The following is a 20,304-nucleotide window of genomic DNA, read 5'->3' on the forward strand; positions in this document are numbered from 1 at the left end:
GCCATCCCCCGCTATTTACTGCTCGCAACTAGAGGGATAAAAACACCCAGTGTGAACTATTTGTTCATACTGGGTGTTTTTTGTAGAAACCTTATAAATTGCTTACTTGTTAGAGGTTTACTGAAATAGTAACCTTGCATATATTTACAGTTGTTTTTTTGTAAAAATTTCAGCTGTTTTTCTGTTTCAATTCCTTCGGCAACGACTGAAAGATTTAAAGTGTTCGCAAGAGAAAGAATGGTTGAAACGATGGCTCTTTCTTCAGGACGATGGTCGGCTAGTTGTGTAAATTCTCTTGGGATTTTTAATGTATCGATAGGGAAAATTGACAAATATGCAAGAGAAGAGTAGCCGGTACCGAAGTCATCAATAGATGTGTGAATGCCATATTCTTTCAATTGCTTGAGTCTTAATAATGTTTCCTGCTCATTAATCATCGCGATTCTCTCAGTTAGCTCGAGTGTCACAGATTTAGGATTAACTTTGACTTCTTTTAGTATTTGGGAAATATTTTCGATTAATTGATCCTGCTGAAATTCTTTCGCTGATAAATTTACACTCATTTTTAAATCTGTGTAGCCGAGAGTTTGCCACATTCTTAATTGGCAACATGATTCTTTTAGCACCCAATGTCCAAGTGGGATGACTTGAGGAGTCTCTTCTACAATAGGAATGAACTCACACGGCGAGATGTCGCCTAGTAGTGGGTGTTTCCAGCGTATTAATGCTTCCGCACCGATAATTTTTTTCGTTGTAATATCAATTTGTGGTTGATATACGAGATAGAACTCTTTATTTACTAAAGCGAGTGGTAAATCTTTTTCAATTCGAGCTTTTCGTTCTATTTTTTTATATAGTTCTTTCGTGTAAAGAGAGCTACCGTTTTTCCCTCTGTTTTTTGCTTCGTACATGGCCATGTCAGCATGCTGTAAAATGGACAAAGGATCTTCACCTGCTTCAGGATATATCGCGATTCCGATGCTCGGTGAGATTTGTAAATGTTGATTTTCGATTTCAAATGGTTCGTTCATGGCTGCTACAATCGTATCAGCTATTTTTTGTACATCTGGCTTTTTTTTATAATTTTCGATGAGGATTGTGAACTCATCCCCAGCTAGTCGAGCAAGTTTCATATTTGATGTCGATATTTGTTCAAGTCTTCTTGCTACTGCAATTAAAAGGAGATCTCCTACCCGGTGTCCGAGGGTGTCATTAATTACTTTAAAGCGGTCTAGGTCAAGAAACATAACCGCAAAAGGCCTTTTAGTTAGTTTTGCTCGTGCAATCGCCTTTTCTAAATATTGATGAAATGAACGGCGATTTGCAAGCTCTGTTAAAGTATCGTGATATGCTAGGAAATTAATTTGTTCTTGTTGTTGTTTGCTTTCCGTAATATCTTTAATCATTAAATAAACCCCAGAAATATGCTCCTTTAAAAAGATGGGAACGGCCGTAACATGCAAGTAGTAAATATCTCTGTTTTTGTGATATGCCCGTATTTCTAAAGAAATAGAACTTCCTTTTTTCACATGATGAAAGGCATGGATAATTTCTTCTAAATCTTCTTCATATATGAGTGAGTAATAGGGCTGATTTAATAATTCATTCGTTTGATAACCAAGTAACGTAGTACCAGCGTTATTCACTTTGAGAAAATTACCGTACAAATCTAATGTGAAGATTGGATCTGGATGATGCTCGTATAAAGATTTAAACATTTGTTGGTTATGATATAATTCGTTTTTTTGTTTAACTAAATCTTCTGTACGTAGTTCAATTTGTTTCTCAAGTTCTAAATTAAATTGCATTTGGGCTAATAATAATATTTTATTTTGTTTTCGAACTAAACTATGACGTATGAGGACGAAAGTGAAAGTGATCATAAGCCCGATTACTACAATAGGTGCAAAAACATTTTCGACCAATATAAAAACAATCAACATGACTACTGAAATATAAGGTAATGATAATCGAATGGATTCACCAAATTTAGGCGTTAATAGTACTTGTTCTTGTTTTTCAGGTTCTTTTGTATGGAGAATACAGGCGATTGCTACTAGTACTAAGACAACTTGATAGAGCGGAGTAATTGTAAACATAGAATAGTCTGGTGTGAAGTATTTTATATAAGCATAAATAGCATCCGTAGTAGCATATAAAATTAAAGCACTGCCAAGAAGTGCACCAACCCCTTTTGGTAATAAGGATAATGGTCTAAATAAAAGATTGATTCCTATTAAAAGAAAGAGTAAATCAACCATTGGATAGGTAAGTTGAACAAATATGTCGATATAGGATGTTGTAAAAACGTGAATGGTTCGTTCAATGAGCAAGTAGTAACTTAAAGTAAACTGGGCTGTAACGATAATGCAAATATCACATATCATAAAAAGCTTTTCTAATAAATCTCGGTTGTAAATGATTTCGTATAGAAAGGCAAGCGCAAAGCTAGTTAAAAAAAGTAAGTAAAAAAAATCGGACGGATCAACGAATGTATAGAAGTCTTTTAAAATTAAACGTTGATAGGCAACGACTATATCACCGATGAAATAAGAAAGAGTTCCAACTGATAATATCATCCAAAATAAACGAGGTAATCCTTTTTTTATATTTGAAAAATAGAGTATATAGCTACAAGCGATAATATCAATTAATAAGGTACTTATTCCGATTACTATTTGAAAAGGAAAAGAGTATTCATATAGAAAAGGCATTGCTACGTAATGAATCACTATAGACAACAATATAATGCTTATAAGAATACTTACATGTGTTTGTTTTTTCATTTATATCACCTACGTTGTTATATACATATAAACTTTTCTTTTTATTTTTTTACGATTACTAAAAGACATATATAATTTCTATGTTTATTTTGCACAGATATAGCAAGTTATAAAAATAGATTTTAATAATTTTTGTTTCTGTCCCCAACATATCGACATAGGAATTTGAAGTTTGCTATAATGATTAAAATAGTTGCATTATTTAGAAAAATTTAAAAATAATAATTACTGCAACTAGGACATATTGTTTACTATGTGAACTTGTTCTGAATTTAGGGGGGAGGGTTTCACAATGGCAAGTGTATATGAAAATAGTTATATGATCGTTTTGATTTTCTTGCTAGTAGGCATATTGCTGCCGGTAGTGGCTCTTACATTAGGAAGAATGTTGCGCCCAAACAAGCCGAGTGCAGCGAAAGCGACGACGTATGAGAGTGGAATTGAGCCTTTTCATGATGCGAATATTCGGTTTCATGCTCGTTATTATATTTTTGCCTTATTGTTTGTCATCTTTGATGTAGAAACTTTATTTTTATATCCGTGGGCTGTTGCGTATGACAAGCTAGGTTTATTTGCATTAATTGAAATGCTTATCTTTGTAGTAATGTTGCTAGTTGGATTAGCGTATGCTTGGAAAAAGAAGGTGTTACAATGGTTATAAATTTTGAGGAATTACATCCAAATGAACGAGCGGAATTAGAACAAAATATCTTTTTTTCTACATTGGAACAGTTGAAAGGATGGGCACGGAGCAATTCTTTATGGCCGATGACGTTTGGACTGGCATGCTGCGCCATTGAAATGATGGGAGTAGGTTCATCACATTACGATTTAGATCGATTTGGGTCATTTTTTCGGACTTCACCAAGGCAATCGGATGTCATGATTGTGTCGGGAACGGTAACGAAGAAGATGGCTCCTATTGTTCGGCGCTTATACGATCAAATGCCTGAACCGAAATGGGTTATTGCGATGGGATCTTGTGCGACAGCGGGTGGTCCATATGTAAATTCGTACGCTGTTGTGAAAGGTGTAGATCAAATTGTTCCAGTTGATGTGTATATTCCTGGATGCCCACCAAATCCTGCAGCTTTAATTTATGGAATTAATAAGTTAAAAGAAAAAATTCGTTACGAGGCAAAGACAGGAAAGCAGGTGACGAATAAATGAGTGATCCAAATAAAGAGTTAGAGGATTTAAAAAAAGAAGCTGCTAGGCGGGCGAAGGAAGAGGCGAGAAAACGCCTTGTTGCGAAACATGGGGCAGAAATAAGTAAAATTGAGGCAGAAAATCAGGAAAAAGAGAAAGCGCTACCAAAAAATGACGAACTGACCGTAGAAGAGGCAAAACGACGTGCAGCGGCCGCCGCGAAAGCAAAAGCAGCGGCGTTAGCGAAGCAGAAAAGAGAAGGAAGCGAAGAAGTAGCGGAAGAAGAAAAGGCCAAAGCGAAGGCGAAGGCAGCAGCTGCCGCTAAGGCAAAAGCAGCGGCGTTAGCGAAGCAGAAAAGGGAAGGAAGCGAAGAAGTACCGGAAGAAGAAAAGGCCAAAGCGAAGGCGAAGGCAGCAGCGGCAGCGAAAGCAAAAGCGACTGCACTAGCGAAGCAAAAGAGAGAAGGAACAGAAGGAGTACCGGAAGAAGAAAAGGCCAAAGCGAAGGCGAAGGCAGCAGCGGCAGCGAAAGCAAAAGCAGCGGCGTTAGCGAAGCAAAAGAGAGAAGGAACAGAAGGAGTACCGGAAGAAGAAAAAGCCAAAGCGAAGGCGAAGGCAGCAGCGGCAGCGAAAGCAAAAGCAGCGGCGTTAGCGAAGCAGAAAAGAGAGGGAAGCGAAGGAGTAACGGAAGAGGAAAAGGCAAAAGCAAAGGCAAAGGCCGTGGCAGCAGCAAAAGCGAAAGCGGCGGCACTAGCGAAGGCAAAATCCTCGCAAGGTGATGGAGATTCGGGAGATGAAAAGGCAAAGGCGATTGCAGCAGCAAAGGCAAAAGCGGCAGCAGCGGCAAGGGCGAAGGTAAAGGGCGCTGAAGGTAAGACAGAAGATGAGCCGAAGCAGGAAGAACCTTCTATGAATCAGCCTTATTTAAATCAGTATGTTGAGGTTATTAGGGAGAAAGTAGGAGAGAGTGCATTAGTAGATTCCTACATTAATAAACTTTCAAAAGATGTACCAACTCTTGTGGTGGATTCCGCGAAATATTATGAAGTGATGGAGTCATTGCGATTCCATGAGGGACTTGCTTTTGATTACATGTCCGAGCTACATGCGACGGATTTTGTGACACATATGGAAGTGTATGTTCATTTATTTTCATATGGAAAGAAACAGTCAGTAGCGGTGAAAGTAAAGCTGGATCGGGAGGCGCCGCAAGTAGAGTCGGTGACAACGCTTTGGAAAGGGGCAGATTGGCCGGAGCGAGAAGCGTATGATTTGCTCGGTATTGTATTTAAGGGGCATCCGAATTTATCACGCATATTAATGCCTGATGATTGGGTTGGATATCCGCTTAGAAAAGATTATGAACCGTATGATGTGGAGGTGTAGCTTATGATTCGTACGGAAGAGATGCTTTTGAATGTAGGGCCTCAGCATCCAAGTACACATGGTGTGTTCAGACTTGTTATTAAGATTGACGGGGAAATTATTAAAGAAGCTACGCCGGTTATTGGATATTTGCATCGCGGGACTGAAAAAATTGCTGAGAGCTTACAGTATACGCAAATTATTCCTTATACAGATCGAATGGATTACTTATCGGCCATGACGAATAATTACGTCATTTGCCATGCTGTAGAGACGATGATGGGGCTTGAAATCCCAGAGCGTGCCGAATACTTGCGAGTACTTGCGATGGAACTAGGAAGAATTGCGAGTCATCTCGTTTGGTGGGGGACGAATCTTCTTGATATAGGGGCGGTTAGTCCGTTTTTGTATGCATTTCGTGAACGAGAGATGATTATCAATTTATTAAATGAATTATGCGGTGCAAGGCTTACTTTTAACTATATGAGGGTCGGCGGTGTGAAGTGGGATGCGCCGGATGGCTGGATTGAAAAGGTGGAAGAGTTTATTCCATATATGAGAGAGCAATTGGCAGGTTACCATGACCTCGTTAGCGGTAATGAAATTTTCTTGAATCGTGTGAAGGGCGTTGGTATTTATAGCGCGGAAGAAGCAATTGCGTATTCTTTAAGCGGAGCAAATTTGCGGTGCACCGGAGTAAACTGGGATCTTCGCAAAGACGAGCCGTATTCGATTTATAATCGCTTCGATTTCAATATTCCTGTTGGGAGCGTGGGGGATGCTTGGGATCGCTACGTTTGCCGAATGGAAGAAATTGAGGAGTCGTTAAAAATTGTCGAGCAAGCAGTCCAGCAATTCCCGAAAGACGGAGCTGTACTGGCGAAAGTACCTAAAATTATTAAGGCTCCTAAAGGGGAAGCGTTCGTGCGTATAGAGTCACCGCGCGGAGAGATTGGTTGCTATATTGCTAGTGATGGGAAGAAAGAGCCGTATCGCTTGAAATTCCGCAGACCTTCTTTTTATAATTTGCAAATTTTACCGAAGTTATTGAAAGGTGAAAATATCGCCAATTTAATTACGATTTTAGGTGGGGTTGATATTGTACTTGGGGAGGTTGATGGCTAATGATTGAGACGCTCTTACAATCACCTTCAAGCTGGACGAATTTTTTCATTTTTTTCGGATTAGCGGTGCTCCTATTATTTGCAGTCCTTGGCTTCGTTACATACGGTATTTTGGCAGAGCGAAAAGTGATGGGATTTATGCAAGGGAGGATTGGACCAAACCAAGTTGGAGGCCGGTTCGGTCTACTGCAAACGGTAGCTGATGTTTTGAAACTATTATTGAAAGAAGATAGTATTCCGAAAGCAGCAGATAAACCGTTATTTATATTAGCGCCCGTCATTGCATTCGCACCAGCATTTATGGTGCTCGCAGTTATCCCGTTTACTGATAAATTTCAGTTTGCAGATATTGGAGTCGGGCTGCTTTATTATATTGCTGTTTCCGGCATTACGACGATCGGTGTTGTAACTGGAGGATGGGCGTCGAATAATAAATATTCCCTTTTAGGGGGGATGCGTGCGGCGGCGCAAATGATTTCTTATGAAATTCCGCTCGTAATGAGTGTAATTGGCATCGTTTTGTTAGCCGGTAGCCTAAATTTAAATGAAATCGTAGCAGCGCAGGAGAATGTTTGGTACATTTTCGTGCAGCCAATCGGTTTCGTCGTGTTTTTAATCGCAGCGGTAGCAGAGTTAAATAGGACGCCGTTTGATTTACCAGAAGCTGAGTCGGAACTTGTTTCTGGATATCATACGGAATACTCAGGGTTTCGCTGGGCGTTTTTCATGCTTTCAGAGTACGTATATTTCTTCGGAATGGCATCTTTAATTACAGTACTCTTTTTAGGTGGATGGAATCCAGTTATGTTTCTTGGATTTATCCCAGGAGCTGTATGGTTTGCTTTGAAATTTAGCAGTGTAGTCTTCTTATTAATTTGGTTCCGCGTCACGTTTCCGCGCATAAGAGGTGACCAGTTAATGGAGTTTGGTTGGAAAGTGTTATTACCAATTGCACTGGCAAATATTTTCTTAACGGCATTGATTAAGGAGTTATTCTTCTAATCTATGAGGGGGGTGCCAGCAAGAGATGAAAGGACTATTTAAAGGATTAAAATATACATTAAGTAATTTGAGTAAGAAGAAGGTAACGTACGATTATCCAAATCAGCCGTTGCCATTGCCCGACCGTTTTCGGGGGATTCAAAAATTTTATCCAGAAAAATGTATTGTTTGTAATCAATGTTCTAACATTTGTCCGACAGACTGTATTCAATTAACGGGAAAAAAACATCCTGATCCTACGAAGAAAGGAAAAATTATAGATACGTACGATATTAATTTTGAAATTTGTATTCTTTGCGATTTGTGTACAGAAGTTTGTCCGACAGAGGCAATTGTCATGACAAATAATTTTGAGCTCGCGGAGTATTCACGTGATGATTTGTTTAAAAATTTGCAGTGGCTTGACGAAAACGACGAAAACGTCAGGAAGGAGAATAAAGCATGAATGGCGAGTTTGTAGCATTCTTTATACTATCCTTGTCTGCAATTATCGGCGGAGTTCTTATGTTGAACTTAACGAAAGTCATGCATATGATGCTAGCTCTCGTTCTTACATTTCTTAGCATTGCAGGTTTGTACTTTCTTTTATCAGCCGAATTTATCGGCGTTGCACAAATTTTACTTTACTCTGGTGCGATCACAATCATTATGATTTTTGGCATTATGTTAACGAAACATAACGCGGAAAATGAATCGCGTCTTACTCTTCGAAAATGGATTATCTTCTTTGCGGTTGTAGCATTTGGAGCAGTTATGTATTTCGCTGTTAATAGTATCGATTTTTCAAATCAAAGCACCACACAAGGAAGTTTACCTCTCCATGAAAACAACACACTTCAAATCGGTACACTTCTCTATTCAAAATATATTATTCCATTTGAGTTAACCTCGGTTATTTTACTTGTAGCACTTGTTGGCGCAATTATTCTTGCGAAGAAGGATGAGAAAGAGGAGGATTCCAATGAGTAGTGTTCCAGCTTCTGCGTATTTAACACTTGCGATTATTTTGTTTTGCATCGGTCTATTTGGAGCTTTAACGAAGCGAAATACGGTAATCGTATTAGTTTGTATCGAATTAATGCTGGGCGCTGCCAATTTAAACTTAGTGGCGTTTAGCAAATTAGGTTTGTTTCCGAATTTAACAGGGCAAATTTTCGCGTTGTTTACGATGGCTGTAGCGGCAGCGGAGGCGGCGGTAGGACTCGCTATTTTAATTGCTTTGTACCGTAATCGCACGACAGTTCATGTAGATGAAATGGATACGCTCAAAGGATAGCATTGTGACCGAAAAGGGGGAAGGAAACAATGATCGATTATGCATGGCTCATACCGCTTTTCCCGCTTGTTTCGTTTTTGTTACTTATTATGTTCGGGAAGAAAATTAGAGAAGGAAGCAGCGTACTTAGTAGTTTCTTCATCTTTCTCTCCTTTATATTCGCGGTACTTGTATTAATAGAAAGGTTTTCGACAGTACCAGTGAAGCATAAGTGGGTATGGCTTAGAGTTGGAGATATAGATATATCATTTGGCTTTGAGGTGACGGCATTAGGAGCTTTAATGTTGTTTATCGTTACACTTGTAAGTTTGCTTGTACATGTGTATTCGAAAGGTTATATGAAAGGTGATGAAAGGTTACCAACCTTTTATGCGTACTTAGGGCTCTTCACATTTGCGATGCTAGGGCTCGTCATATCGACGAATTTATTACAGCTTTACGTATTTTGGGAGTTAGTGGGCCTTGGTTCATTTTTACTCATCGGTTTTTATTTCTTTAAAGAAGAAGCGAAGGCTGCTGCGAAAAAGGCTTTTATTATGACACGTATTGGCGATGTTGGTTTATTTATTGGGATGATTTTAATTTTTTGGCACGCAGGTAGTTTTGAATATGATGCAATTTTTAGGGCGATTCATACGGGGGATCTCTCTCCTTCTATGATTACAATAACGGCAATATTAATTTTTGTCGGTGCGATGGGGAAATCAGGTCAGTTTCCGCTTCATACGTGGCTACCTGATGCAATGGAAGGACCGACGCCTGTTTCAGCGCTTATTCACGCGGCGACGATGGTTGCAGCTGGCGTATATTTAGTAGCGACGATGTTCCCGTTATTTTCGGCAAGTGCGGTAGCGATGCAGACAGTGGCAGTCGTTGGCGCTTTCACTGCAATCTTTGCGGCCTCTATCGGCCTTGTACAAACGGATATAAAGAGAGTACTTGCTTATTCTACAGTTAGCCAGCTTGGATATATGATGCTTGCGCTAGGTTCTGCAGGTTATGTAGCCGGTGTCTTCCATTTAACGACACACGCCTTTTTTAAAGCACTACTATTCTTGGCGGCAGGAAGTGTAATTCATGCAGTGCATACGCAAAACATTAATAAAATGGGCGGTTTACAGAAGAAGATGAAAGTAACGGGTGCGCTGTTTTTAATAGGGACACTTGCAATTAGTGGGGTTCCACTCCTTTCTGGGTTCTTTAGTAAAGATGAAATTTTGGCTGCGACTTGGATGAATGGCAATTACTTTTTATTCATATTAGCAGTCATTGCGGCATTCTTAACGGCATTTTACATGTTTCGCCTATACTTCCTTGTCTTTACTGGGGAAGCGAAGACGAAGGAAGATGTGCATGAGTCGCCCCGCGTTATGACGTATCCGATGATTGTTCTCGGCGTTCTCGCGATAATAGCGGGATATATAAATACACCATGGTTTGGGACGTTTCTCGGAGATTGGCTTACGAAAGATGTGGCGTTCAAAGTGGAAGAAGCACATGGGCCAGTTTGGATTATGGTTGTTGCGACTCTCGTTTCATTTGCGGGAATTGCTCTTGCTTATGTCATATATGGAAAGAAAACTATCTCAAGAAACTGGGCTGGAGGAGAAGGATCCTTCCTTCATAATCTCCTGAAAGAAAAATATTATGTGGATGAACTATACAATGTTACGGTGTTGCCTATTACGAAAGGAATCGCTCATGTGCTTCGCTTGTTTGAAGTATATGTTGTAGAAGGAATCGCAGTTTTAACTCGCGGTTTGGTTAAAGGTGCGAGTAGCATAGGATCGAAACTTCAAAACGGGAATGTACAAGTATATGGCACTGTAACAGCAGTTTCGCTCGCATTACTCGTCATTATTTTGCTCTATACGGGAGGGGATTTACGATGAATGATTTGTTGTTAACGTTCTTCATTTTTTCCCCGCTGTTAGGAATTCTCTTACTTGTATTAACACCGAAAAAAGAATCGCGTACAGTACGAGCGCTCGGTTTATTCGGGACGGCGCTTCCATTTGGAATTGCTATCGTCCTCGCTTGTACATATGCTTCTGGAAAGAGTTTATCGCTATTTGATGAAAAAGTGAAATGGATTAAATTTGGGGATTTTACGGCAGTGGATAAAAGATGGTTTTCCATTTACTATGAACTCGGTATTGACGGGTTATCACTTGTCATGATGGTGCTGACGGCCCTTCTAGCAATGCTTGCAGCAATTGCTGCCTTTTCTATTAAAAGAAATTTGAAAGCATTTTATATGCTATTACTCATGCTAGAAATAGGGATGCTAGGTGTCTTCGCTGCTCAAAATTTAATGCTGTTCTTTATCTTCTTTGAAATTACGTTGCCGCCAATGTTCTTATTAATTGGGAAGTGGGGGAAATTGTCGAGTGAGAAAGCTGCATATAGTTATTTAATATATAACGGGATTGGCTCAGCTATTTTACTCATCGTTTTCTCGATTTTGTTTGCGAAAACAGGTACGACAAATATTGCGGAACTGAAAGAGATATTAACGAGCGGAAGTGCTGGGGAAGGACAGATCATCCCAAGTAGCTTACAACTTGGTGTATTTATTGCCATAATGGTTGCTTTTGCAATTAAACTTCCCGTGTTCCCGTTGCATCGCTGGATGGTCAATGTGCATATTGAGGCGCATCCGGCAGTAGTTATGCTTCATGCTGGCGTTTTATTAAAGATTGGGGCTTACGGTATTATCCGTTTCGGACAGGGATTATTCCCGGAATACTTTCGCGAGTTTGCGACGTTACTTGCGATTTTAGGAGTCATTAATTTATTGTACGGTGCCTTTTTAGCACTCATCCAAACGGATTTTAGGAAGGTACTTGCCTACTCTAGTATTTCACATATGGGAATTGTTTTAATGGGGCTTGCGGCACTTAATGCACCGGGTACACAAGGGGCGCTATTCCAGGTTGTATCGCACGGTTTAATTGCAGCCTTGCTGTTTTTCTTACTCGGTGTTATAGAACAACGTTTCGGAACATCAGACATTACAGTGCTTGGTGGACTCGCAAAAAGTGTCCCAATACTTAGCGGCTTCTTCTTAGCAGGAGGAATGGCATCGCTTGGATTGCCAGGGATGTCTGGATTCGTTAGCGAATTTCTTGCCTTTCTCGGTTTATTCCAAGGAAAACCAGTCATTGCGGCGGTCGGGGTACTTGGCATTATTTTAACCGCAGTGTACGTATTAAGGGCCACACTGCAAGTGACATTTGGTAAGAAAGAGTGGGAAGTGAAATCTGATATACACGGATGGGAGTATGTCCCCGTCCTATTGCTTATCTTCTGCATTATTGCAATTGGGGTAATGCCAGAAATATTAGGGGATCCGCTTCAAAATACATTGAAAACATTGGGGGTGAAGTAGGATGGATATGGATACGTTACTTAGCTTATCATGGCATTTGATGGTGCCAGAATTCATTATTCTCGGAGCTGCCATCCTTCTTTCCATATGTGATTTGTTTTTTAAGCTGAACCATAAGTATGTAGCGCTTAGTGCAATCGCCGCTGTCCTAATAGCAATCGTGTCATTAATTACGTTATATGGTGAACCAGCGGGAGATATTTTAAATGGATCGTTTGTGCTAGATGGATTTTCAAAAGGATTTAAAACGTTGTTATTAGGCGGAGCAGCCCTTATATTGTGCACCGCAATGAGCGATGACAAGAAGAATCCAATTGAGGATAAGGGAGAATATTATTACTTATTTTTAATGGCGCTTCTTGGAGCGATGTTTATGGCTTCTAGCGTTGATTTCATTACACTGTTCGTCGGTCTAGAGCTACTATCACTTTCTTCATACATTTTAGTAGGAATACGAAAAAAGAACCTTGCATCAAATGAAGCGGCAATGAAGTATGTTATTAACGGAGGGATTGGAACGGCAATTACGCTCTTTGGAATGAGTTATTTATACGGTATTACAGGATCGACTAACATGTTGGATATGCAAAAAGCATTCACCGGGGAGCTAACTAGCGGTATTCATTTATTGCTAGCTCTCGCATTTCTATTATTGCTTGTTGGGCTCTCATTCAAAATTGCAACAGTGCCATTTCATATGTGGGCACCTGATGTATATGAAGGAGCTGCTACACCTGTTACTGCTTTCCTCGGAACGATTTCTAAAATTGCTGGTTTTCTCCTTATTATTCGCCTGTTCCTTATGGTTTTTGCAAATGTTTCAATACAAGGAGATGCACAATCTTTGTACGGGCATATGAGCATATACATTGCGGTATTAGCAAGTATTACGATGATTGTTGGGAATGTAGTCGCATTAAAGCAATACAACGTAAAACGTTTATTTGCCTACTCAGGAATCGCGCATGCGGGGTATTTACTCGTTCCACTTGTTGCGTTATCGACGTTCACAATGGATAGTATGTGGTTTTACATGCTTGCGTATATGCTTATGAATATAGGAGCATTTGCCATTATCCACGGCTTAATCTTACAAAGCGACAAAGAAAATATAACCATTTTCACTGGATTATATAAAAGGTCACCATTTACAGCGATAGTAATGACGATTTTTATTTTATCGTTAGCCGGGATACCAGGAACGGCTGGTTTCATCGGGAAAATTAACATCTTTTTAGGCGCCCTTCATGTAGAACCAGCTCATTACGTACTAGCTTCTATTATGATGGGGACGACGGTCGTTTCATTCGTATATTATTTCCGGATTTTACAACAAATGTTTTTCCGCACGGGAGAGACAGAAGAGAAGATTCGGTTACCGTTAAATATACAAGTTGTGATGAGCCTTTGTGCAATTTCGATTGTAATACTGGGGATTATGCCGATGATTGGATACAATTTCTTTTATGAATATTTTCCATTAATGAAAGATTTCTTCTTCCTAGGGAACGTGGTACAATAGTAAAAATAAAAGGTGTGGAGTCAGTACTCTGCGCTTTTTATTTTGTGTGAATCACAAATGAAAATGCACATAAGTATATGTTCTTTGAAAGAAAATTACGATCTAAAATGTAAGATGCTTATTTGCATTTGAACAAGTGTGGCTCCTACTTATTATGGTATCGTTTTTATATTTTGTATAAGTAGTAGCCAAGTAAAAAGGGGTCGATTTTTTGGCACAACTTTTAGGGCAACAAGCACTGATTGCCATTGTTTCGCATTTATTGTTTATTACCATTACGTGGTGGGCCCTGCAAGGCATTCACATTGAGCGTTTAATGAAGCCTGGAAAAGTGATGCAGACGAGGGTGCTACTCATCCTAGTTACAATTGCAATCGGGACATCTGTAAGTAACTTTTTCCTTGATTATTTAGGCTATTCAAAGAGTTTAACGTATTTAGTAAAGTAAGTGTATAGAACCTCATATCTCCGTTAACAATGGGGATAGGAGGGGATGAAATTGAAGCTTAAAGCCATTCTTATTGTTGCCTTGAGTGTTATTTTCTTTTTGGTTGGATATAGAGAGATGAAACCGATAAGCGATGAACAGAAAATGGAGAACATGATCGCAGCATTAGAGAAAAATGATGCTAAAGTAGAGAAATGGTCATGGTTAGCGCGAGAAACAAAAACAATTTCTAATATACATACGTTTCAAAAGTTGTTAAACGATGTGAAGGACAAGGCCAATATTCAAAAATGGGAATTAGAGCAATCTCCAGATGGATATAAAGCTACATCCTATAAAAAGTTTACTTCATATGAAGAACGAGTAGTAGTAACATGGAGTAAGGAAAATACTAAAGAAAACACTTTCATTATTTTTGAAGTGAGCGGGGCAAAATGGGACCCGAAGTACGTTCAGAACATGAATAAAATTTTTAGTGAAAAACCTATAATTTACACTTGTGTTCAAGGTGTACTGAATGATAAGATTGAAGGTGTTTTGCAAAATAAAACCAATCAGGTTTTGAAAGATCTTTCAGCAAGAGCGATCGAACAGATAGAAGAAAGAGCATTTGTATCAGTCTCCGCATACAATAAAAAGTGGGATGACGCTCTTTCAACAAATAGAGAGAAAATAAATGTGCAAATAGCAATACGTTCTACAGACAACAAAGATACAATTGTGGTTGGCACACCGATCATAACTTCTGAGTATTGAGTGAATAGATACTGAAAAAAGGACACGGAGGGGAATAATTTGGAAAAGATCATCGTCCGTGGCGGAAAGCGGTTAAACGGCACAGTGCGTGTTGAGGGCGCAAAAAATGCTGTATTACCTATAATCGCTGCAGCCCTATTAGCGAGTGATGGAAAGAATGTACTATCTGAAGTACCAGTTTTGTCTGATGTATACACAATTAATGAGGTATTACGTCATTTAAATGCTGAAGTCGTATTTGAAAATAACCAAGTAACAATCGATGCTTCTAAAGAACTAAACATCGAGGCACCATTTGAATATGTACGTAAAATGCGTGCATCTGTTCAAGTAATGGGACCATTATTAGCACGTAACGGTCGTGCTCGTATTGCACTTCCTGGTGGATGTGCAATTGGTTCACGTCCAATTGATCAACATTTAAAAGGCTTCGAAGCAATGGGAGCAAAAGTACAGGTTGGTAATGGTTTTGTTGAGGCATACGTAGAGGGAGAACTAAAAGGAGCTAAAATCTATTTAGACTTCCCAAGCGTGGGCGCGACAGAAAACATTATGTCTGCAGCTACATTAGCAAAAGGGACAACAATCCTTGAAAACGCAGCGAAAGAACCAGAAATCGTTGACTTAGCTAACTTCTTAAATGCGATGGGAGCGAAAGTACGCGGAGCTGGAACTGGAACAATCCGTATTGAAGGCGTAGATAAATTATATGGTGCAAACCACTCTATTATTCCTGACCGTATTGAAGCGGGAACATTCATGGTTGCAGCAGCAATTACTGGTGGAGACATCTTAATTGAAAATGCTGTACCTGAACATTTACGCTCAATTACAGCGAAAATGGAAGAAATGGGTGTTAAAATTATTGAGGAAAACGAAGGTGTACGTGTTATCGGCCCAGATAAGTTAAAAGCGGTTGATATTAAAACTATGCCTCATCCAGGTTTCCCAACAGACATGCAATCACAAATGATGGCATTATTACTACAAGCTGATGGAACAAGTATGATTACAGAAACGGTATTCGAAAACCGCTTTATGCACGTTGAAGAATTCCGTCGTATGAATGCTGATATTAAAATCGAAGGTCGTTCTGTTATTATGAACGGTCCAAACAGCTTACAAGGTGCTGAAGTAGGTGCAACTGATTTACGTGCAGCTGCAGCATTAATCTTAGCTGGTTTAGTATCAGAAGGTTACACTCGTGTAACTGAGTTAAAGCATCTTGACCGTGGTTATGTAGATTTCCATAAGAAATTAGCTGCATTAGGTGCAACTATTGAACGTGTAAACGAAAAAGTAGAAGAAGTGAAAGAACAAGAAGTTTCTGATCTTCACGCTTAATTGAAATAGTCTCTATGTCTTTTGACATAGGGGCTATTTTTTTTGGGCTTATTACTGTTATAGTCAATAAATTCTATACTTATGCACGTACCAGTGAAAATATTTAGAAAATTTCAGTTTTATTTTGCTATTTGCGGTCAGTGAAACTCCACCTCATTAAAAATTCACTTTATACCGATACCCCCAAGTATGTTCTAAAAAATTCCGTAGTTCCATAAGAATGAAAGGAAGCCAACTTTATATTGGGGGAATAAGATGAAATTTTCAAAGCCACTTTTTATTACAGTCGCGCTCTTAATAGCGCTCGTTATCATTGTACCTGCAGCCCTTGTCATTCCATTTGCGAAAGCAAAAGTAGGGGAAGAAGCAGCCTCTAAAACTCCTCCAGCGATAGAAAGTATACCAGCTCCAGGGAAAGTGGATACAGCGGTTCAAGTTGCTGTATATCGCGATCAACAGAAGAAGGTAGAAACATTACCTATGGAGGAGTATGTGACCGGCGTAGTAGCTTCTGAGATGAATGCCAGTTTTGAAATAGAGGCGCTAAAGGCGCAGGCATTAGCAGCGAGAACATTTGTCGTGCAGCGTATGCTAAGCGGAGGAAAGAAAAATAATGCGGACGTGACAGATACGGTGAAAGATCAAGTGTACAAAAGCAAAGAAGAATTGAAGAAACAATGGGGTAACAACTACGAAAATAATTTGAAGAAAATCGAGGAAGCAGTTTCGAAAACCGCAGGACAAGTTTTAACGTATGACGGGAAACCAATTTCAGCTTCGTTCTTCTCAACGAGTAACGGGCGAACAGAAAATGCAGCTGATTATTGGGGAAATGATTATCCGTACTTAAAGAGTGTAGACAGTCCGTGGGATGAAGCATCTCCAAAATTTACGAGTGAGCAAACATTCACCGTAGCTGACTTTCAAAAACGTCTCGGGGTGAAGGTGTTAGCAGACGGAAAAGTTGGCGATATTAAAGAACGTACAGAAGGAAAACGTGTAAAAGATGTAGCGTTTAAAGGTAAAACGTTAACCGGAAGAGATGTGCGTGACAAGTTAGCTTTACGCTCTTCTGACTTCACTTGGAAACAAGATGGAGATAAAATCATTGTTACGACAAAAGGCTTCGGACACGGCGTCGGCATGAGTCAATATGGAGCGAACGGCATGGCACAAGAAGGTAAGAAATATACCGATATCGTCGCTCATTATTATAAAGGTGTTGAAATAAAGACGATGAACGATTATGAAGGAAAATTGATGGTGAAGAAGTAGGTGTCAGGGTCTCCTGGCACCTACTTTTTTGTTTAAAATATCATAATTTTCCATTAATTGTTTGATATAATAAGAGAAAAACATTTGGAGGAGACGGAATGGCGTTATTGGAGTTGAAACAATTAGGGAAGACGAACCAGTTACCAGCAATTGAGCTAGAGGTTGAGAAAGGACAATGCGTTGTTTTGCAATGTAATAACCATACAGCTAAAATATTGCATCGCATCATTATTGGCGAGGAAGAAGCTTCAACTGGCAATGTGCTATTTGAAGGCGAAGCGATGGGCAAGAAAAATTATTCCCGCATCGGCTTTTGTTTTTTAAAAGATGAAGCATACGATCGTTTGAAGGTGAAGGAATACTTCAAATTCTTAATAGGACTTTATGAATCAAATATGAGTATAGAAGAAGTGGTACAATATGTCGGTCTCCTAGATAGGTTAAACGTTAAAATAGAAAAATTATCATTTTCAGAGAAACGCCGTCTTCATATTGGGCGTGTTATGATTCATAATCCAGATTTAGTTATTTTGGAAGAGCCAGAGCAAAATGTAGATACAGAGAGTACGATTATTATCCGAAAAGCAATTATGAAAATGAAAGAGCAAGGAAAGGCAATCTTTATTACGTCATCTTTCTTATCGGACGCTCTTTCATTAACAGAAGATGTATACATATTAAATCAAGATGGTGTGAAAAAAATAGAAATTGAGCAAGAAGAAGCAGAAGAAGTCGATGAAGAAAAAGTCGTTCAAATGATTCCGCAAATGAAATTAGAAAGAATACCAGCGAAAGTGAACGATAAAATCATTTTACTTGATCCGATGGAAATTCATTTCATTGAAACACAAAATGGAGTGACACATATTCATGTGCGCGAAGGTGATTTTGTATGTGCATTAACATTAAGTGAACTAGAAGCGAGATTAACAGGATTTGGATTCTTTAGATGTCATCGCTCATACCTTGTGAATTTACAAAGAGTACGAGAAGTCATTACGTGGACTCGTAACAGTTTCAGTTTAATTTTGGATGATGAAAGAAAAAGTTCAATCCCGCTTTCGAAAGGGCGGATGGATGAATTAAAAGATGTAATTGGGCTATAAAAAGTGCTCCAATAAGCTCAAAATACGATTCATTCACCGGTAAAAATACTCCTTTTACCGGTATTTTACTGCGTAACCCCTTTGTTTTTCATATGATTGAGTCAAGAAAAGCGAAATAAACAAACGAGAATCGCTAAAGCGACTTTCATCTATAAAAAAGAAAATCAAAGGGGCTGACAAAATGACATTGGCAATTGAAATGAAAGATGTAATGAAAAGTTTCAATGAAAAAACGGCACTGCGAAATGTAAATATTGAGGTGAAGCAAGGAGAAATTTTTGGATTCCTCGGACCGAGTGGATCGGGAAAAACAACAACAGTAAAAATTTTAACTTCTCAATTACTTCATAGTGTTGGAACGGTAAAGGTATTAGGAAAAGATATTACAGGACCAAGCAGCATCGATTATAAACGAATTGGCATTTTAACAGACAACAGTGGCTTATACGAAAGACTTAGCATTTATGATAACTTACTACTATTTTGTGACTTATACGATTGTAAAAAAGAACGAATCGACGAAGTACTAGCACAAGTGAACTTACTAGATGATAAAAAAACATTAGTAAAGAAACTATCAAAGGGAATGAAGCAGCGCGTTACACTAGCAAGAGCAATTCTTCATAAACCAGATATCCTCTTCTTAGACGAACCAACATCTGCACTCGACCCAGTAAACGTACAAAACATTCATAAAATCTTAAGAGATTTAAATAAAGAAGGAACGACGATTTTCTTAACGACGCACAATATGGACGAAGCAGAAACGCTTTGTAACCGCATCGCCTTCTTGTGCGGCGGGGAAATTGTAGCGCTTGATACACCGGAAAACCTTCGCTTACAATACGCGAAAGATCAAATACAAGTCGTATTAAAAGATAAACAAAAAGAAGTTGTGCAAAAAGATGAATTAGGTGCAAAACGTATTTCAGAATGGATGAAAAAAGGAGAATTACTATCCATTCATTCACACGAACCAACGCTAGGCGATATCTTTATTGAAGTTACTGGGAGGGGACTATAATGACATTTTCAATGAGACGTGTATCAGCTATTTTTAGAAAAGAAGTACAAGATTTTAAGGCGAATTCACAAGTGCTGTTAATGGCATCTTTACCAATTATATTTGCATTTATATTTAGCAGGTTTGGGCAAGGGAGTGCAGGAGTTGGTATTATTACTTTAATGTCCTGTATATTTGTTGCTGGGTTTGTTCAATCGATGGTAATTGCAGAAGAAAAAGAAAAATATACACTACGTGTGTTAATGTTATCACCAGCTTCTTCTGTTGAAGTTCTTCTTGGAAAAAGTATATTAACAGCATGTTTGACGCTTTGTATTTGTATTGTGAACTTATTCATTCTAGATCAATTCAGTGGCAATCTCGTATTGCTAGGGTTTATTTTCTTAAGTGGAACAATTCTATTTATCATAATTGGAACAACGATTGGGTTATTAGCTGATTCTGTACCACAAACATCACTAATTGGAATGCCGATATTAATGACGATGTATTTAGCTGTACAATTTGAGCCGATGGTTGAAAATAAAGTAATTAAGACAATGATTGAGTATCTTCCAACATCTCATATGGCAAAAGCAATTAACAGCTTAGTAGAGGGAGCGGGGTTTAGTAGTATTAGTGGGCACGTACTAAATGTTGGAGTGTGGCTTATTATTTCAATTATTGCATGTTTAATCGTATATAAAAAGAAACAAATGGACTAAAAACTGAGCCGAAATGCTCAGTTTTTTCTATTT

At 38.9% G+C, this 20,304-nt stretch carries 19 protein-coding genes; 18 read left to right on the forward strand and 1 reads right to left on the reverse strand.

The window, feature by feature from the left end; translation table 11 throughout:
* Nucleotides 1-56: 56 nt before the first annotated feature.
* On the reverse strand, nt 57-2,786 hold the full coding sequence (locus tag EUC40_RS00575) for a putative bifunctional diguanylate cyclase/phosphodiesterase (RefSeq protein ID WP_156573193.1): 2,730 nt from the start codon (nt 2,784-2,786) through the stop codon (nt 57-59).
* 292 nt (nt 2,787-3,078) lie between these two features.
* Here EUC40_RS00575 and nuoA point away from each other — a divergent pair, with 292 nt between their 5' ends.
* The 18 genes from nuoA (at nt 3,079) to EUC40_RS00665 (ending at nt 20,271) form a co-directional block, all read left to right on the forward strand.
* Nucleotides 3,079-3,447, forward strand: a complete 369-nt coding sequence (gene nuoA, locus EUC40_RS00580) for an NADH-quinone oxidoreductase subunit NuoA (protein ID WP_000179277.1) — start codon at nt 3,079-3,081, stop codon at nt 3,445-3,447.
* Nucleotides 3,438-3,956, forward strand: coding sequence for an NADH-quinone oxidoreductase subunit NuoB (gene nuoB, locus EUC40_RS00585; protein WP_071711210.1), 519 nt, complete (start codon nt 3,438-3,440; stop codon nt 3,954-3,956). The genes nuoA and nuoB overlap by 10 nt, the downstream gene beginning before the upstream one ends.
* Nucleotides 3,953-5,320, forward strand: coding sequence for an NADH-quinone oxidoreductase subunit C (locus EUC40_RS00590; RefSeq protein WP_156573194.1), 1,368 nt, complete (start codon nt 3,953-3,955; stop codon nt 5,318-5,320). Before nuoB ends, EUC40_RS00590 begins: the two co-directional genes overlap by 4 nt.
* Before the next feature lie 3 nt (nt 5,321-5,323).
* A complete protein-coding gene (gene nuoD / locus EUC40_RS00595) occupies nt 5,324-6,424 on the forward strand; it encodes an NADH-quinone oxidoreductase subunit NuoD (RefSeq protein ID WP_156573195.1) in 1,101 nt (366 codons plus the stop codon).
* Complete coding sequence (gene nuoH / locus EUC40_RS00600) at nt 6,424-7,425, forward strand: NADH-quinone oxidoreductase subunit NuoH (RefSeq protein ID WP_000573430.1); 1,002 nt, start codon at nt 6,424-6,426, stop codon at nt 7,423-7,425. Before nuoD ends, nuoH begins: the two co-directional genes overlap by 1 nt.
* Before the next feature lie 25 nt (nt 7,426-7,450).
* Nucleotides 7,451-7,870 (forward strand): NADH-quinone oxidoreductase subunit NuoI, encoded by a 420-nt coding sequence (gene nuoI, locus EUC40_RS00605; RefSeq protein WP_000677191.1) that lies wholly within the window; start codon nt 7,451-7,453, stop codon nt 7,868-7,870.
* Nucleotides 7,867-8,394, forward strand: coding sequence for an NADH-quinone oxidoreductase subunit J (locus EUC40_RS00610; RefSeq protein WP_071711214.1), 528 nt, complete (start codon nt 7,867-7,869; stop codon nt 8,392-8,394). The genes nuoI and EUC40_RS00610 overlap by 4 nt, the downstream gene beginning before the upstream one ends.
* Nucleotides 8,387-8,701 (forward strand): NADH-quinone oxidoreductase subunit NuoK, encoded by a 315-nt coding sequence (nuoK, locus tag EUC40_RS00615; protein ID WP_000100075.1) that lies wholly within the window; start codon nt 8,387-8,389, stop codon nt 8,699-8,701. The genes EUC40_RS00610 and nuoK overlap by 8 nt, the downstream gene beginning before the upstream one ends.
* A 29-nt stretch (nt 8,702-8,730) precedes the next feature.
* Nucleotides 8,731-10,593, forward strand: coding sequence for an NADH-quinone oxidoreductase subunit L (gene nuoL / locus EUC40_RS00620; protein WP_156573196.1), 1,863 nt, complete (start codon nt 8,731-8,733; stop codon nt 10,591-10,593).
* Entirely contained in the window at nt 10,590-12,092 is a 1,503-nt protein-coding gene (locus EUC40_RS00625; RefSeq protein ID WP_156573197.1) for an NADH-quinone oxidoreductase subunit M, read from the forward strand. The genes nuoL and EUC40_RS00625 overlap by 4 nt, the downstream gene beginning before the upstream one ends.
* A 7-nt stretch (nt 12,093-12,099) precedes the next feature.
* Nucleotides 12,100-13,614, forward strand: coding sequence for an NADH-quinone oxidoreductase subunit NuoN (nuoN, locus tag EUC40_RS00630; protein ID WP_341874032.1), 1,515 nt, complete (start codon nt 12,100-12,102; stop codon nt 13,612-13,614).
* 211 nt (nt 13,615-13,825) lie between these two features.
* The gene (locus tag EUC40_RS00635; RefSeq protein ID WP_000057886.1) at nt 13,826-14,062 is read left to right on the forward strand and encodes a DUF1146 family protein; all 237 of its coding nucleotides are present in this window, start codon (nt 13,826-13,828) and stop codon (nt 14,060-14,062) included.
* A 51-nt stretch (nt 14,063-14,113) separates the two neighbouring features.
* Entirely contained in the window at nt 14,114-14,818 is a 705-nt protein-coding gene (locus tag EUC40_RS00640; RefSeq protein ID WP_395592377.1) for a YwmB family TATA-box binding protein, read from the forward strand.
* Between the two features lie 39 nt (nt 14,819-14,857).
* Entirely contained in the window at nt 14,858-16,162 is a 1,305-nt protein-coding gene (gene murA / locus EUC40_RS00645) for a UDP-N-acetylglucosamine 1-carboxyvinyltransferase (RefSeq protein ID WP_000411264.1), read from the forward strand.
* Nucleotides 16,163-16,417: 255 nt separating this feature from the next.
* The gene (gene spoIID / locus EUC40_RS00650) at nt 16,418-17,437 is read left to right on the forward strand and encodes a stage II sporulation protein D (RefSeq protein WP_071711218.1); all 1,020 of its coding nucleotides are present in this window, start codon (nt 16,418-16,420) and stop codon (nt 17,435-17,437) included.
* Between the two features lie 98 nt (nt 17,438-17,535).
* Nucleotides 17,536-18,543 (forward strand): LytTR family transcriptional regulator DNA-binding domain-containing protein, encoded by a 1,008-nt coding sequence (locus EUC40_RS00655; protein ID WP_156573200.1) that lies wholly within the window; start codon nt 17,536-17,538, stop codon nt 18,541-18,543.
* A gap of 181 nt (nt 18,544-18,724) precedes the next feature.
* Nucleotides 18,725-19,567 (forward strand): ABC transporter ATP-binding protein, encoded by an 843-nt coding sequence (locus tag EUC40_RS00660; RefSeq protein WP_000170841.1) that lies wholly within the window; start codon nt 18,725-18,727, stop codon nt 19,565-19,567.
* Entirely contained in the window at nt 19,567-20,271 is a 705-nt protein-coding gene (locus EUC40_RS00665; protein WP_000144440.1) for an ABC transporter permease, read from the forward strand. Before EUC40_RS00660 ends, EUC40_RS00665 begins: the two co-directional genes overlap by 1 nt.
* The last annotated feature ends 33 nt before the right edge of the window (nt 20,272-20,304 follow it).

Origin of the sequence: Bacillus luti (assembly GCF_009739945.1) — a bacterium.
In the GTDB taxonomy this organism is placed as follows: domain Bacteria; phylum Bacillota; class Bacilli; order Bacillales; family Bacillaceae_G; genus Bacillus_A; species Bacillus_A luti.

What these genes read in the sequence shown, in the direction of transcription:
- nuoB (WP_071711210.1), top strand. Translation starts at nt 3,438, where the DNA reads ATGGTTATAAATTTTGAGGAATTACATCCAAATGAACGAGCGGAATTA.
- EUC40_RS00625 (WP_156573197.1), top strand. Translation starts at nt 10,590, where the DNA reads ATGAATGATTTGTTGTTAACGTTCTTCATTTTTTCCCCGCTGTTAGGA.
- EUC40_RS00665 (WP_000144440.1), top strand. Translation starts at nt 19,567, where the DNA reads ATGACATTTTCAATGAGACGTGTATCAGCTATTTTTAGAAAAGAAGTA.
- nuoK (WP_000100075.1), top strand. Translation starts at nt 8,387, where the DNA reads ATGAGTAGTGTTCCAGCTTCTGCGTATTTAACACTTGCGATTATTTTG.
- EUC40_RS00575 (WP_156573193.1), bottom strand. Translation starts at nt 2,786, where the DNA reads ATGAAAAAACAAACACATGTAAGTATTCTTATAAGCATTATATTGTTG.
- nuoA (WP_000179277.1), top strand. Translation starts at nt 3,079, where the DNA reads ATGGCAAGTGTATATGAAAATAGTTATATGATCGTTTTGATTTTCTTG.
- nuoD (WP_156573195.1), top strand. Translation starts at nt 5,324, where the DNA reads ATGATTCGTACGGAAGAGATGCTTTTGAATGTAGGGCCTCAGCATCCA.
- EUC40_RS00660 (WP_000170841.1), top strand. Translation starts at nt 18,725, where the DNA reads ATGACATTGGCAATTGAAATGAAAGATGTAATGAAAAGTTTCAATGAA.
- EUC40_RS00610 (WP_071711214.1), top strand. Translation starts at nt 7,867, where the DNA reads ATGAATGGCGAGTTTGTAGCATTCTTTATACTATCCTTGTCTGCAATT.
- EUC40_RS00590 (WP_156573194.1), top strand. Translation starts at nt 3,953, where the DNA reads ATGAGTGATCCAAATAAAGAGTTAGAGGATTTAAAAAAAGAAGCTGCT.
- nuoL (WP_156573196.1), top strand. Translation starts at nt 8,731, where the DNA reads ATGATCGATTATGCATGGCTCATACCGCTTTTCCCGCTTGTTTCGTTT.
- EUC40_RS00655 (WP_156573200.1), top strand. Translation starts at nt 17,536, where the DNA reads ATGGCGTTATTGGAGTTGAAACAATTAGGGAAGACGAACCAGTTACCA.
- nuoI (WP_000677191.1), top strand. Translation starts at nt 7,451, where the DNA reads ATGAAAGGACTATTTAAAGGATTAAAATATACATTAAGTAATTTGAGT.
- nuoN (WP_341874032.1), top strand. Translation starts at nt 12,100, where the DNA reads ATGGATACGTTACTTAGCTTATCATGGCATTTGATGGTGCCAGAATTC.
- nuoH (WP_000573430.1), top strand. Translation starts at nt 6,424, where the DNA reads ATGATTGAGACGCTCTTACAATCACCTTCAAGCTGGACGAATTTTTTC.
- spoIID (WP_071711218.1), top strand. Translation starts at nt 16,418, where the DNA reads ATGAAATTTTCAAAGCCACTTTTTATTACAGTCGCGCTCTTAATAGCG.